A 14,779-nucleotide genomic window follows, 5' to 3' on the forward strand; every position below is an offset into this window, starting at 1 on the left:
AGGCTATCAGTGCTTTTATAAAACCAGTCATCTCACCATCTTTTAACCATACTTTTATGACCATAGCACTAATACCTGTATTGTACTGTTAACTAGCAATTTTCTGGCAACCTTGACCACTAATATGACTAAAGCCACCTGAAAGTTTGGTAACCTGAATTTGCGTTAAAATGCGCTCTTTCAAAGCCGCTACGTGAGAGATAACACCAATCAATTTACCTTCTTGTTGCAAGCTGGTCAGGGTATCAAGGGCAATATCAAGCGACTCTTCATCTAAAGTACCAAAACCTTCATCTAAAAACAATGAATCGACGCGAATATTATGACTGGCCATCTGTGACAGTCCGAGCGCTAGTGCTAGACTAATAATAAAACCTTCACCGCCTGATAAGTTCTTAGTACTGCGAATCTCGCCACCTTGATAGTTATCGATAACGTTGAGCTCCAACGCATTGTTATCATCGCGTATTAGTAGGTAGCGATCGCTCATTTTATGCAATTTTGCATTGGCATGACTGACCATAATATCGAAGGTTAAACCCTGCGCGAAGGTGCGATACTTTTTACCGCTAGCGGAACCAATCAATTCATTAAGTTGTCGCCAAACTTGCAGCTTTTCTTTTTGCACATCGATAGCCTCTCGTTTTTCTTGCTGACTATTCTTCTTCTCACTATTGTCTTTAAGCTGTTGACTCATTGCACCTATAGTCTCAAGCAGGCGATTATTATCTACCTGAACCAGTTGCTGTTTATCAATAAGCATTTCTCTATTATCAGCCGTCAAAGGGTTGGCTTGTTTTTCTGCTAATATTTGCTGGGTCTGCTGTAGTGCAGCGCTCGCTTGTTGTAGAGCGTTATCGATGTGCTGTTGCTGTACATTTAAAGAATTACGCTCATCTAGTGGCAGGCGTGCTGCTACAAAACTGTGCTCGGTAGCAAATTGCGAGCTTGCCAGCGCTGAGGTAAAGTCGCTTTGTTGAGCATGTAGGGTCGTAGTAGCAGATTGTATTTGCACTGCAAGCTTTTGCTGGCTGTCTTGTAATTGGGCGAGTCGTTGCGCAGTATTATCGTGCGAGCGTTGCGCAGTTGTCTGCTCATTTTTTGCCTGCTCTAACAAGTCACGTAGGCGCTCCTCCTCGACATCAGGATTTTTGTTTTCGATATTCTTCAACTTCTCATCGCGCTGTTGCTGTGATTGCTTCAGTGCAATTTCTTTATCACTGACTATCTGACTAAGCTTAAGCCGCTCATTTTTTTCATTATTCAGTTGGGCTTGTTTGGTTTCAATCTGAGCATGTAGATTACCTAGCATAGTTTTTAAGGTTTGCTGCTGATCTTTTTTCTCATGGAACACTGTCTTTAACTGCAACAAAAACCCGCGCTGCTGACGCAAAGAGTGCAGATGTTGCTCAATCCTTACGTCACTAAATATACTCTGCGTATCAATGCTGTTCTTTAAAGCCTGTAATTGCTCAGAGATATCTAATACCTCATCAATATAATTTGTATAGTTAGTAGCGGGATATTTATCTACTGATGCATGCAGGCCAGCACCAAGCGTTTGCAACTCAGAAAAATTATTACTGATCGTTTTCTCAAAACTTGCCAGCTGTTGTTGGTTGAGCTTGATGCTGGTTTCAATCTCACTAATGGCACTGGCCTGAGTAAAGCGTTGCTGCTCCGCGTTTTCGATGGCGTTGCTAACAATAGCTTGCGACTCAGTCAGTGCCTCATATTGAGATACTATCGATTTCAGCTGCTGTTTTTTCTGAGTCAATTGCTCTCGAATAGTGCTTAAGACAGACTGGATATTATTAATAAAGTCAGCGTTATTAGCGTTAGTAATAATATTTTTTAAAGGTTCGATAATAGCGCTAATAGTATCGGTATCAGTATTTTGCTTATTATCAGACATCGATAGGTCAAGCAAAGACGCTATGATATTTCGTATCTCAGCCGTTACGGTTTTTATTTGAGTATGTATCGATGCCAATTGCTGCTGTTGCTGATCAATACGGTTTTGCTTAGTAGCACGCTCAATCTGCTGCACTGATAAATTCTGCTGCAAGGTATCAAGTTGCTGATCTAATTCTTTGATCTGCTGCTGGGTTTGAGAAGTGACGGACTGCTCATCATTGCTAGCATTGGCGCTATTTTTGCTTTGCTCCAAAATAGGATGATGCTGACCATAAGGATGCTCGGTTGCACCGCAAAGCGGGCAGGGGTGATTGTCTTGTAGCTCAACAATATAGTCCTCAAGCTTTGCGACTTTTTGTAGTAAATATAGCTGCTGTTGCTTGTCTTGCCGTTTATCTTTGGTCTCTGCTATTAGCGTCTCATTTTCCGTAATCAAAAGACGACTAGCAGCCATCTCTTTATTGATTATAGGTAACGCTGTTTCTATTTGACGGCTTTCTTGATCAAGTTCAGCAACTCGCTGCACTTTAGAGCTCACGTGCTCGATAGTACTGTTGATCTGATCAATTTGCTCTTGTTCCACTCGCATCTGATTCAACGGCTTGTCGGCGATTAATTGTGCTCGCTGCTGCTGTAGCGTCTCTAATTGAGTGCGCGTGTCACTCATGGCTGCTTTATCAGCAGCTTGCTGCTCATTGAACTTCTCAAGCGCCGCTTGTAATTGATTGGCTTGTTGCCTAGCGCTCATTCTGTCAGTTGCTAAGCTTGTATTGTTTTGTAGTAACGCCTTTAGACGACTGCAATTATTATTAAAAGTCGCGATATCGGTATCAAGATCATTAAGCTCATGGTGCATATTCAAAAAAGTATCAATACTTACCAGCTGCTCTTTACTGGTGGTCTGTAATACGTGATGGCTATTAATCTCTTGCGTTAGTCGCCCGATGTTAGTAGCGAGATTATCCTTACGTAGAGTGTTATCAGTTAGGCTATGGGTTTGTTGATTTATATCAGCGTCTAAGGCGCGTACTTGAGCTAATATAGGCAAGGTAACTTGTAGCGCGTTATTAGAGTGCTCGCTAAGCTTATTAGCTGTATCTAGTTTGATAGCGGCTTGTTCGAAGTCTGCTTGTTTGGTCAGTATATTATCACTCAGTGCTTGCTGTTCATCGGTCAGGCTTTTAACCGTATCTCGATGATAAGTGAGTTGACTGTATTGACTATCTAACTCTAGTGCTTTATTCGCGGCTGAAAGGCGTGCTGCATCTGGAATAAAGTTTTGCTGTGACTGCTTAGCGGCTATTAGCTCATTATCATAAATCGTAAGCTTTTGCTGCAACTCGCTCACGGCATCCAGCCAACTTATTTGCTCATACAACTGGTTAAGCGCTTGTTGCTGCTCGCTCTGCGCCGTCTGCTGGATTTTTAAGGTTTGCTTAAGCTCAGCTTCTTGCTCGCTATCTAATAACGTTAATTCATCGAGACCGAATTGTAGTTTGCTGAGTGTCTCTTCCTCAGAGCGTTTTTTCTCATGGACGTGCTCGGAGATAGTCGCATAAATATCGGTACCGGTTATCTTCTCTAAGATATCGGCACGCTCGTCAGATTTGGCTTTTAAAAACGCTGAAAAACTGCCTTGAGCCAGTAGTATCGAGCGGGTGAACTGCTGAAAGTCCATCCGTGTCAGCTCAATGATTTTATCTCGGGTGCGCGATAACTTACTCTCTAAAATTTCAGCTTCTTTTGAGGGATCACTATTTAACTTGGCAATCTCATGAGTGGCATCTTGCAAGTTGCCATCAGACTTACCATAAGCGCGGCGCTGACCCCAACGGCAGCGGTATTGTCTACCGTTTAAATCAATCACTACTTCGGCAAAACACTCGGCAGTTTGGCGGGTCATGACCTCATTACTGCTTTTGCTAATGCTAGCAATACGCGGCGTCTCGCCATACAAGGCTAAGCAGATGGCATCCAAAATAGTGGTCTTGCCAGCGCCCGTTTGCCCAGTGATGGCAAAGATACCCTCATTAATAAAAGCGCTATCGCTAAAATCGATATGCCATTCGCCTTTTAAGGAGTTGAGGTTTTTTAGTCGTAGTTCGATTAGGCGCATGGTGGTATCTTTATGTTTGTTTAATAAAATGCATTGTAATTAGTAAGGTTTGGGAGTTTTTTTAATTTTTGGATATTTTCAATCTTATCTTTATCAAGGTTTATTGCTTCTAAACTTGTTAGATTTTCAAAACTATCTGGTAGGCCTGTAATCTTATTGTTATCAATTTTTAAAATTTTTAAGTTTTTTAAATAACCTAAACTATCAGGCAGACTGGTAATTTGATTTTCGTCAACGGTAAGTATCTCTAGGCTAAGCAATTTTCCTATACATTTTGGCAGATTTTTAAGTTGATTATCTGATAAGTCAAGTAAGGTTAATTGATGTAAATTGCAAATAGTATCAGGTAACGTAGCAATTTTATTAGCAAATAAATGAAGTGACACTAGCTGAGTCATTGTTCCTATAATAGACGTTATTTCTGATAGCCCGTTATGAGAGAAAATGATATCTTCGAGTGACGTTATGGTACATAAACCCTTTGGAAACTGTTCAAATCTATTAAAACTGAGGTCAATCTCTGTCAGATTTTTCAGAGTGCTTAAATCACTAGGCAACTCAGTCATAGCATTCCAAGATAAATTGAGCTGATCAAGGAGTACAATATTTTTTATCACGTCAGGGAATTGCTTGAAAAAATTACCGCTAATATCTAGTTGAGTCAGTTGTGATAGATGACTCAGAGTATTTGGTAGTTGTTTTAGTTCATTACCTGATAATGAAATTCTTTCAAGTCTCAATAAGTTTCCAACACTGTCTGGAAAATCAATAAGTGCATTACCTCCTAGATCTAATGTTCTTAAGTGCTGAAGCTTGTCAATTTGATAATGAAATTCTTTCAAGTCTCAATAAGTTTCCAACACTGTCTGGAAAATCAATAAGTGCATTACCTCCTAGATCTAATGTTCTTAAGTGCTGAAGCTTGTCAATTTGATTTGGCAATTTATTGATTTGACATTCTTCAAGACTAAGAAAATACAGATTTTTTAGATTAAGAATACATGCTGGAAAATTTATAAGAGGGCACTTTATAATGCTTAAAGCGTTAAGGTTAGTAAGTGAGTCAAAACTTTCTGGAAACTCTGAAATATTATAATTTTTAAGCTCAAGCATTGTTAGATTACTAAGCGCTTCTACATCTCTTGGAATGACATCCTCATCAATCTCATTTTCAATAGCCCAATCAATAATAGCTTGTAGCTTATCCTGATTTTCTAAACCCATAATCACTCAGCCTGACTATCATCATGATAAATACTATGCAATATCTGCTGATAAGCATCCCGTAACGATTCTCTTTGAGTTTCGGCTATTTCATGAGTCGTCAAGCAGCGCTCAAATACTTCAAGCTCATTGAGATCTTGCAGCGCCTCAGAAGTTTGCTCTTGATTGAGTACTTTATTATAAGTACGGGTGTTTTTAATCTTTAATACTTCAAACGGTAAACCTTCTACCATTGCGCTAACTTCTTCACGCAGCTCACTGACGATTTCATCACCATTATAGATAATCTCAAGCCAGATAGATTCGTCACTATTTATATCATTGCTAGCCATAGCTAGAATAGTTGTCGCAATAGTTTGCAGATCACCTGAGACTTGCGCTAATTGTTGAAAGCAAGGAATAGCAAGCGTGGCGACTTGCATGCCAGTGTCGTTATTAGAATGAAGGGTTTCGACAGTAGTAGAGGAATTATAAAGTGTAGTGTTATTTTTTACTTCATCAACCAATGGATCAGGGTCAGAAACTTCTTTAATACTAGCGTCAAAATCTTCAACCTCATCAAAGCCAAACAAATCATCTATCAAATCGTTGGATTTGTTGAAAACTTTTTTAACCGTTTTATCTACTTTTACGTTAGCAATTTCAATCACTTCATCAACTACATTTTCGACTAAACTTTTATCAGTAAAAGCGTTGGCAAAAGTATTTTCCACAGTTCCAAACTGGATAAGCAACACCTGCTTTTGTTGACGAGCCTCGCCAAAACCCATGGCGATAGGCGAGCCTGAATAGCGGATATGCTCACAGCCTCCGACACGTTGCGGTACGTGCAAATGACCAAGCGCCACATAATCAAAGCATTCATCAAACATCTCAGCAGAGATTTTACCTAAATTACCGACATACAGCTCACGTACACCATCATCTTCGGTGGTTTTACTACCAGCGGCAAATAAATGACCTGTCGCGATTATAGGGATATGGCGTTTATGAACTTTACTTAGCTGTCGTTGATTATCTTTCGCAATTTGAGCGACGCTATCATAATGGCTGCGAATACCTGCTATAACGTTAGCGTCTTTGCTATCGGCTGACTCGCCAGCTTGACTACCTCGCACATCACGGTCACGCAGGTAGGGCACAGCAGCAATAACGCACAGCGGCTCGCCATTGTTATCATCTAACATCAGTACTTCATCGTTTAAGTCGTCACAAGCCGTGCCGATGATATGGACATTTAAGAATTTGAGTACTTGGCTGGGCGCGTCTAAAAAGGTGGGCGAGTCATGATTACCTGCGACAATGACGATATGCTGACAGCAAAGAGTGGAAACTTTACCCAAAAATTCATAGTACAACGCCTGAGCGCGATTACTTGGGGTCATGGTATCAAATATATCGCCTGCGACAATCAAGACATCGACTTGGCGCGCGCTAATAGTCTCTTGTAGCCAGTTTAAAAATGCTTCAAATTCTTCATAACGCAGTCGCCCATACAGCCGCCGCCCTAAATGCCAATCTGAGGTGTGTAGAATGGTTAAAGACTTGCTATCAGTGAGTGCAGATACAGTCGAATATTTGGTTGAAGGTGCAGACATAGCGATATAAATTTATAATTAGTTTAAAGGCTTCAGTTTAGCATAAAGCATAAAAAAACCACGCTAACATTCATTAGCGTGGATTTTTATGGCTATCATTTATATAATGCTAGCTAATAACCAACTGCTCTAAACTATCGCTCTGTTGTTCAGCTAAGTTAGTAATCATTGATAGCGCATGGGCTTGCTGGCTAGATGGGTTCTCAGTCAGTTGATCTTTTGGTGTTGAAGCCGTACCACCGCGTAGCCAATTATCAGCTTTTTCATGATGACTATGCAGATTATACCAAGCTAAATCATCATGCAGCGCAACCACATCGCCCACAATTAATAGTGCAGGGGTCGGCAGTTGGTTTTGCTCTTGCAGCTCATTGATAGTCGCAAGCGTCCCTGTTAATACTTGCTGATTAGGCATACTGGCGTTGGATACGATAGCGATTGGCGTCTCGCTATTACGTCCTGCTTCAATTAAGCCCTCGGTCAAACGTGCCAGCGAATGCAGACCCATATAAAATATGACGGTCTCATCGGTATTTAAAAAGCTGCCAAAGTTATTATTCGGTGCGCCTGCCTTTAAAAAACCAGTGACAAAGCGTACCGATTGCGAATGATCACGGTGGGTCAAAGGAATGCCTGCATAACTGGCAGCCGCATTGGCAGCGGTAATACCAGGCACCACTTGATAAGGAATATTATGGGCGCGCAGGCTCTCGATCTCTTCACCACCACGTCCAAATATAAACGGATCGCCACCTTTTAAACGGACAACACGGCGACCTTTTTTGGCCTCATTAACCAATAACTCATTGATGCCTAATTGCGCAACCGCATGATTGCTGCGTTTTTTACCGACGAATACTTTGTCCGCGTCACGGCGACACAAATCTAGCACTTGCGGAGAGACAAGCGCATCATAAAACACGATATCGGCTTGCTGCATCAGGCGTAACGCTTTAAAAGTTAATAGCTCAGGATCACCAGGGCCTGCACCAACGATATAGACTTCACCGACTGGCGGAGTAGACTGAGCTACTGTCTCACTATCACTAGCGGCTGACTCATTGCTAAGCACAGGCGCAGTCAGTGAATCGGTGTGCGTTTTTTGCGTAGCAGAATGCTGGTGAGTTGGTGCGTCTTTATTAGCAATTTGAGCTGCGGTACTATCTAAATCCGCTTGTAATTGCGCCGCCGCTTGACTCTCATTCCCAGCAAACATCAGCTCACTGACTTTACCTTCAAAAGCGCGCTCCCAAAACTGCCGACGTCCTGTAAGCGTTGGTATTTTAGTCTTTACCTCTGCACGAAAGTCACCCGCTAGCTTAGCTAACTTGCCATAGCCTTGCGGAATCAAGGTCTCTAATCTTGCTCGTAAAAGCCGAGCCAGCACTGGCGCTTTGCCGTTGGATGAGATACCAATAACGATAGGATTGCGATCAACGATAGCAGGGAAAATAAAGTCACATAGCGGCGGAGTATCAACCACATTCACAGGAATATTTAATTCAGTAGCATCAGCATGCACTTGATGATTAAGTGCCTCATCATCGGTGCCAGCAATGATAATGCGCGCGCCTGCCATATACTTTTTATTATATTGCTCATAGATAAGCTGATGCTTGTCATCTTGCAATAAAGCTTGCAGCTCATCGAAAATATGTGGCGCCACGACAGTAATACTCGCGCCAGCACGGCTGAGCAAATCGGCTTTGCGTAATGCCACATCGCCGCCACCAACGATAAGCACTTTGCGGCCTTCTAATTTAAAAAATAAGGGAAAAGTATTCATAGTATTTGTAATCTAATCAATTTAATTTATGGCGCTATTATGGAACATCCTAAGCATAGGCTCACCTAATGAATTGGCATTAGCATAGTCGCTTTTGAGATAACAAAGATGGTTTTTGAATAAAAAGAGAATAGGTAAGGTTTAAAGTAAGTATCTCCTATTATTAAATAGGGTGTATAAAAAAGAGCATATTACGCGAGTGGTAATATGCTCTTTTTATTTTTTAACTTAAAATTATTGTAAAAAATCTAGATAAACTTAAGCTGCACTAGCTGCTTTTTCGTCACTAGCAGCCTTAATCTTAGTTAAGATCTCTTTAATACCTGACGCTGGCATATAAGTTGGCACGGCATAAGTATCGCTAACTTCTTTGGCAGCCGCTTTGGCGATAGCATCAAAATCACTCTCTTGCATACCTTTAACGGTAGGATCAATATTGACCGTAGTGAGTAGCTCACGTACCTTAGCGATGAGATGATCGGCTATTTCGCCATCGCTATTATTGACTTGACCTTTTTCTACCAGACCAATCTTTTTAGCTAATTTAGCCAGTCTTTTTTCACTAGATTTACGATTCAAATCTAACACATAAGGCAAGACGATAGCGTTGGCACGACCGTGAGGAATATGATAATAAGCGCCTAATTGATGGGCGATAGCATGAACGTAGCCTAAACCTGCTTTATTAAAAGCAATGCCGCCATAGTGCGCTGCGATACCCATTTGCTCACGGGCTTTGATATCTTTACCATCCTTAAACGCGGTCGGTAAATTCTCCATGACGCCTTTAGTGGCAGAAGCGGCATAGTAGTCGGTCTCCGCGCCAGCGTTAACACTCATCCAAGCCTCAAGCGCATGAGTCAACACATCGATACCAGTATCTGCGGTGATATGAGGTGGCATACCTTGCATAATAGTGGGGTCGATAGCCGCAGCTAATGAGACCATTTTGGGATCAATAGCGATCTCTTTTTGATGGGTTTTATCATTTGATACTACTGCGCCAATAGTCGCCTCTGAACCAGTACCAGCCGTCGTTGGAATACAGTATAGCGGTGTGCCTAGCTTGCGAGCTTTGAACAGTCCAATCAGTTTTTGCGGAGTGGTGTTGTTACCTTGGCTCATAGCGATCATCTTCGCGGCATCAATCACCGAGCCGCCACCGATAGCCAGTACCGCATCGCAATTAGCGTCTTTAGACTGGCGCAACCCTTCTTCTACTACCGTAAAAGTTGGATCAGGGGTGATACCATCATAGATATGATAGTCAATATTATTCGCTGCTAGATAGTCGGTGACTTTGGCAGGTATGCCCAATTTATTGAGCACTTCATCGGTGACGATAAATACTTTGCTCGCGCCTTCATTAATCATCATGTCGCACAGCTCATGACAGGACTGCTCACCGACGAATAGTAGCGGTCGTGGCATAGGAATTACCATTGAAAATACTTTGAGTACTTTGGCTCGCGTTTTAGCAACGGCTAAGTAGCTGGCGTGCTGCAAAGTGTCATTATGCATAATTTTGGCGATAGGGCTTTGGCTTGGCATAGAGGCATCCTTGTTAATTAAACGATGAATAACGGTTAGTTTTACTTATTCCTTATTGTGCCATTTATACATTCGTAAAGCTGATATTAATGCATACTGATGTGTTCTTATAAATATAGTTATAAGCTCTAAACAAATAGCTGATGCGGTATGGCTTGAAATAAGACATAATTCTAGTCTGAATTAAAAATAGCAATCATAAGACAGTATCTATGAAACTAAGCAACCATTTTAAAACATTAAAGAAGTTAGGCGCTATTTTTGGAGTGGCGTGTGGTTTGCTGTTAAGTGGGCAAGCACTAGCAGAATGTCAATTAGAAGAGGGTTATGAGTTGCCAGAGGGGATCAATTTTGATGCAGGCTGTCGTTTTATAGAAGGTTTAGCAAATGCTTTTGATAAAAACAATATGTGGGGAGCTATAAATAGAACAGGTCAAATTATTATTCCTTTCGAATATGACAGTGTTTCTGCCTTTGAAGATGGTATGTCGATAGTCACTAAAGATTACAAAGACGGTATTATAAATAAAGACAATGAAATCGTTATACCTATAAATTATCAATATATTGCTATATATGATAATAAATTTATCAAAGCTAGAAAGAATGATCAGTATGGTGTTATAAACTTTAACAATGAAGTAGTCGTTCCATTTAACTATGATAATGTAGATTTATTTCATGAAAAGCTAGCTATGGTAATCAAAGGAAGTCATTCAGGGTACGTGAATGTCAATGGAAAAATAGTTATTCCTCTTAAGTTTGATGCCTATATTCAATCAGAATTTCAACCTCATTTATCTGCTTTTAAAGATGGCTTAGCTGTAGTTTCTAAGTCTAACAATAAAGGTGTCATTGATAATGAGGGTAAGATTGTTATTCCTTTTCAGTACGAGGATTTGTCAGGTTTTTCTGAAGGCTTTTCTGTCGTAAAAAAGGGGAGCAAATACGGTTATATTAACAAGAGAAATGAGCTGGTAATTCCCTATACTTATGATAAGGCATTTGATTTTTCTGAAGGACTTGCTCTTGTGAAAAAAGATGATTATTACGGATTCATTGATGCGTTGAACAATGTTGTTATTCCTATCAAATATAATAAAGCACAATCTTTTTCTAATGGATTATCATTAGTAGATAAAGAAGGAGATGACAATCCGTTTCTAATTACAAAACAAAAGGGTGATGGAAATTTTTATTTTATAAATAAAGAGAATAAAATTGTATTAAATCTTGATTACGGAATGGCTTTCCCTTTTGTTAATGGTTTGGCTTTAGTCTATGATAATGACAGCGGTAAATTCGGCTTTATAGATGCTCTAGGTAAGGTAGCTATTGATTTTAAATACGATTCAGTTCCCCTTGCAGATTCGTTTCGTGATGGCACCGCTTATGTACAAGAAGATAATGAGTGGTTCTATATTAATAGGCAAGGAAAGCGAATAAAGTAGTTTTTGTAGACATAAAAAATACCTCTCATTAATCAATAAGAGGTATTTTTTAATTCACACACCATTAGATTACAACTGAGTATGCAAGCCACACTCACGATGCTCTTCAACCTTCGTTGGATCAAAGTAATCAAACTCATTTGGCAAGTTATGTTCGCTAAGATAACTATCTAAATCGCTATCGGTTTTTTCAAACAAGGGTGCGACTTTTAGCACGCCATCTTTTGACAGACTCAGAAAATCAAGACCTTGACGGAACTCCGTTTGATCTTTACGAATGGCGTTAAACCATACATCAGGCTTTAGCTCATCAAGCGCACGGCGGAACGGCTCAAGCTTAACTTGATCAGTAAATTCGTCATGTTGCGCGTCGTCGACACCAGGAATGCCATTCATGGTGACATCACGGTGAGCAGCGGTTTGCTTAGGAATATAAGTAATGACGTTTAAGTTTAAATCTTCAATAACTTTATTCGCAAATTTATAAGTCGCATCCGTGTTATAACCTGAGTCTACCCATAATACGATGATGTCTGGGCGCTGTTTAGCCACTAAATGCAAAATAGCAGACTCGTACGGGCGAAAGTTAGTGGTGATAATTGGATTTTTCGCTTGCGATAATGCCCATTCGACGATTTGCTCAGGGGTTTTACCTTGCAAGTCTTGATTGGCCTGATCGATATCTAAAGTAGGGTGTAACTGGCTCATGTTTTTTCCTTAGTTGAGTTTATTATAAAAGTGGTAGTCATTAACTTGAAAATTTAGAATGCTTAATCTTTTAACTAAGCTCCTGCAAACATAGGCAACGCTGAGGAATCTTGACCATCATAGCTACTAGCCAGCGCGGTAAAGGCTTGGCTGATATCTGATTTTAGGTCATGCTCACAAAGTACAAAACTATCGACACCAACGCGTAATAGATAGGCTATTTGATCACGGCCAAATTTACCTGCGATACGAATTTCACCTTTATAGCCAAGTTGGCGCAGGGTCTGGGCGAAGCTAAAGTCGCGTCCATCAGCGAATAAGGGTACATGAATAACAATCAAGGATTGCGCTAATAAGAACTCGCTCAGTCCAGCTAGTGCATCAGCATCAGTATCAGCGGTCAGCCAAATTCCCAACCGTCCGGTATGCTGAGTGAGTAACTCATAAACCTCATGAGACAGTCCACCTGCCAGCTTACCACTGCTATCTAACAAATCAGTTAGTGGTACGATGACATTAAGCTTTTCTTGCTTATGTAATAGCTCAAGCAAAGTAATATGAGATAGCGCAATACCATCAGGCAACTCAGCAGTGCTTAGCGCCTGCCAATTGTCTTTAGCGCTAACATCAATGCCAATGCTATTTAAGATATGATGATTACCCATAGACCTTCTCCTTAAAGGGCGCTATACCAACGCGATCAACCATAGCACCAAAGCTTTCAACATCGTTATCGGTGCTGACGCGCAGATCAACGTAAACATCAACGATCTTTTGAATGGTGTCAGCGACGGCTTCAGTTGCCACCGATCGGCCTAATATTTTACCGATTTTGGCATTATCACTAGAGTTGCCACCGAGGCTAATCTGATACCAGTTCTCACCCTTTTTATCGACACCTAAAATACCAATATCACCCGTGTGATGATGGGCACAAGCATTGATACAGCCTGACATGTTTAAGCGAATATCACCCAAATCATAGAGATAATCTAAATCATCGAACTGCTTTTCGATTTGCTCTGCGATATTATAAGTCGTGGCGTTAGCTAGTGAGCAATAGTCCCAACCAGGGCAGACGATCATATCGGTCAAGGTATTGATATTAGGGCGAGCTAAATGCAGCTCAACCAATTGCTGCCATAGCTCGTATAAATGACTGACTTGCACATCGGCAAAGACTAGATTCTGCTGATAAGTACCGCGTAATTCACCAAAGCTATAGTGATCAGACAGATCCGCCAATGCATCCATTTGCGAGTCAGTCACATCACCTGAGGGTACATATTTGCCATCGACAAGACCTGCTTTTAAAGAGATAACCACCGCGCGGTAGCCACCGATTTTATGAGCGACGGTATTTTGGTTATACCAATTGGCAAAATCTTTATCAGCGGCCAGTTGCTTTTGCAAATCAGACTGTACTTGCAAAGCATCAATGTCTTGATAATCAGGCTCACTAAAAAAGCTAAGGGCCGTTGTGAAGTTATCTTCCGTTAAAGTTAGCTTGCCATCTTTAGTATTTGCTTCCCATTCGGCATCGACCAGCTTGGCAAACTCACGTCCACCCATGCTCTCAACCAATATTTTGATACGCGCTTTATATTTATTATCGCGGCGACCATGCAAGTTATAAACGCGTAAAATCGCATCTAAATAGCTGAGCAAATGCTGACGAGGTAAGAACTCATTGATCGTTTTGCCAATTACTGGTGTACGACCTAAACCGCCACCGACTATCACTTCAAAACCTAATTCACCCTCATCGTTTTGCTTAATATGCAAGCCAATATCATGGACTTGTGTTGCCGCGCGGTCGTTTTCCGTACCGATAACCGCAATTTTGAATTTACGCGGTAAAAAAGCAAACTCAGGATGAAAGGTTGACCACTGGCGGATAATCTCGCAATAGGGACGTGGATCAGCGATCTCGGCTTGGTGAATACCCGCATAAGGGTCAGTCGTGGTATTACGAATACAGTTACCCGAGGTCTGAATGGCATGCATCTGCACGGAAGCCAGCTCCGCCAAGATATCGGGCACGTCTTCTAATTTTGGCCAATTTAGCTGAATGTTAGTGCGCGTGGTGAAGTGACCATAGCCTTTATCGTATTTGCGGGTAATTTCAGCGAGTTTACGCAACTGATAGCTGGCAAGTAGACCATAAGGAATGGCGATACGCAGCATCGGCGCATAACGCTGAATATACAGGCCATTTTGCAATCGCAGCGGCAAAAATTGCTCTTCGGCAAGCTCACCCTTTAAAAAGCGCTCGGTCTGATCGCGAAATTGGGCGACCCGTTCCTCAACCAAAGCTTGATCGGCATAATTATATTGATACATGATGGTCTCTCAATTCTTAACTCAAAATTTTTAAGTGATTTATAGCGATGTATGCAGCTTAAGTCATTCAATGCTTAAGCCAAGT

10 protein-coding genes are annotated in these 14,779 nt (G+C 41.1%); 1 reads left to right on the forward strand and 9 read right to left on the reverse strand.

Features of this window, described 5'->3' with window-relative positions; translation table 11 throughout:
* Positions 1-88 precede the first annotated feature (88 nt).
* From Q9G97_RS06525 to Q9G97_RS06550, 6 genes are all read right to left on the reverse strand, one after another.
* Entirely contained in the window at positions 89-4,033 is a 3,945-nt protein-coding gene (locus tag Q9G97_RS06525; RefSeq protein ID WP_305900209.1) for an SbcC/MukB-like Walker B domain-containing protein, read from the reverse strand.
* Between the two features lie 20 nt (positions 4,034-4,053).
* Positions 4,054-4,875 carry a leucine-rich repeat domain-containing protein gene (locus tag Q9G97_RS06530; RefSeq protein ID WP_305900210.1) on the reverse strand — a complete coding sequence of 274 codons (822 nt, stop codon included), beginning with the start codon at positions 4,873-4,875 and terminating at the stop codon, positions 4,054-4,056.
* The gene (locus Q9G97_RS06535; RefSeq protein WP_305900211.1) at positions 4,850-5,257 is read right to left on the reverse strand and encodes a leucine-rich repeat domain-containing protein; all 408 of its coding nucleotides are present in this window, start codon (positions 5,255-5,257) and stop codon (positions 4,850-4,852) included. The genes Q9G97_RS06530 and Q9G97_RS06535 overlap by 26 nt, the downstream gene beginning before the upstream one ends.
* Positions 5,258-5,259: 2 nt before the next feature.
* Positions 5,260-6,855: an exonuclease SbcCD subunit D C-terminal domain-containing protein gene (locus Q9G97_RS06540; RefSeq protein ID WP_305900212.1), complete on the reverse strand. Its 1,596-nt coding sequence runs from the start codon at positions 6,853-6,855 to the stop codon at positions 5,260-5,262.
* A gap of 109 nt (positions 6,856-6,964) precedes the next feature.
* Positions 6,965-8,641, reverse strand: a complete 1,677-nt coding sequence (gene cobA / locus Q9G97_RS06545) for a uroporphyrinogen-III C-methyltransferase (protein WP_305900213.1) — start codon at positions 8,639-8,641, stop codon at positions 6,965-6,967.
* Between the two features lie 258 nt (positions 8,642-8,899).
* The gene (locus Q9G97_RS06550; protein ID WP_305900214.1) at positions 8,900-10,192 is read right to left on the reverse strand and encodes an iron-containing alcohol dehydrogenase; all 1,293 of its coding nucleotides are present in this window, start codon (positions 10,190-10,192) and stop codon (positions 8,900-8,902) included.
* A 212-nt stretch (positions 10,193-10,404) separates the two neighbouring features.
* Between Q9G97_RS06550 and Q9G97_RS06555 the strand changes: the two genes are divergently transcribed.
* Positions 10,405-11,643: a WG repeat-containing protein gene (locus Q9G97_RS06555; protein WP_305900215.1), complete on the forward strand. Its 1,239-nt coding sequence runs from the start codon at positions 10,405-10,407 to the stop codon at positions 11,641-11,643.
* 69 nt (positions 11,644-11,712) lie between these two features.
* On the opposite strand, the gene Q9G97_RS06560 is transcribed toward Q9G97_RS06555, so the two are convergent.
* The 3 genes from Q9G97_RS06560 to Q9G97_RS06570 form a co-directional block, all read right to left on the reverse strand.
* Positions 11,713-12,351, reverse strand: a complete 639-nt coding sequence (locus Q9G97_RS06560; protein WP_305900216.1) for a phosphoadenosine phosphosulfate reductase family protein — start codon at positions 12,349-12,351, stop codon at positions 11,713-11,715.
* Positions 12,352-12,425: 74 nt separating this feature from the next.
* Positions 12,426-13,016: a DUF934 domain-containing protein gene (locus tag Q9G97_RS06565; protein ID WP_305900217.1), complete on the reverse strand. Its 591-nt coding sequence runs from the start codon at positions 13,014-13,016 to the stop codon at positions 12,426-12,428.
* Positions 13,009-14,694, reverse strand: a complete 1,686-nt coding sequence (locus tag Q9G97_RS06570; protein ID WP_305900218.1) for a nitrite/sulfite reductase — start codon at positions 14,692-14,694, stop codon at positions 13,009-13,011. The genes Q9G97_RS06565 and Q9G97_RS06570 overlap by 8 nt, the downstream gene beginning before the upstream one ends.
* Positions 14,695-14,779: the final 85 nt, after the last annotated feature.

Origin of the sequence: Psychrobacter sp. M13, assembly GCF_030718935.1 — a bacterium.
Classification (GTDB): Bacteria; Pseudomonadota; Gammaproteobacteria; order Pseudomonadales; family Moraxellaceae; genus Psychrobacter; species Psychrobacter immobilis_G.

What these genes read in the sequence shown, in the direction of transcription:
- cobA (WP_305900213.1), bottom strand. Translation starts at nt 8,641, where the DNA reads ATGAATACTTTTCCCTTATTTTTTAAATTAGAAGGCCGCAAAGTGCTT.
- Q9G97_RS06560 (WP_305900216.1), bottom strand. Translation starts at nt 12,351, where the DNA reads ATGAGCCAGTTACACCCTACTTTAGATATCGATCAGGCCAATCAAGAC.
- Q9G97_RS06540 (WP_305900212.1), bottom strand. Translation starts at nt 6,855, where the DNA reads ATGTCTGCACCTTCAACCAAATATTCGACTGTATCTGCACTCACTGAT.
- Q9G97_RS06565 (WP_305900217.1), bottom strand. Translation starts at nt 13,016, where the DNA reads ATGGGTAATCATCATATCTTAAATAGCATTGGCATTGATGTTAGCGCT.
- Q9G97_RS06525 (WP_305900209.1), bottom strand. Translation starts at nt 4,033, where the DNA reads ATGCGCCTAATCGAACTACGACTAAAAAACCTCAACTCCTTAAAAGGC.
- Q9G97_RS06535 (WP_305900211.1), bottom strand. Translation starts at nt 5,257, where the DNA reads ATGGGTTTAGAAAATCAGGATAAGCTACAAGCTATTATTGATTGGGCT.
- Q9G97_RS06555 (WP_305900215.1), top strand. Translation starts at nt 10,405, where the DNA reads ATGAAACTAAGCAACCATTTTAAAACATTAAAGAAGTTAGGCGCTATT.
- Q9G97_RS06570 (WP_305900218.1), bottom strand. Translation starts at nt 14,694, where the DNA reads ATGTATCAATATAATTATGCCGATCAAGCTTTGGTTGAGGAACGGGTC.
- Q9G97_RS06550 (WP_305900214.1), bottom strand. Translation starts at nt 10,192, where the DNA reads ATGCCAAGCCAAAGCCCTATCGCCAAAATTATGCATAATGACACTTTG.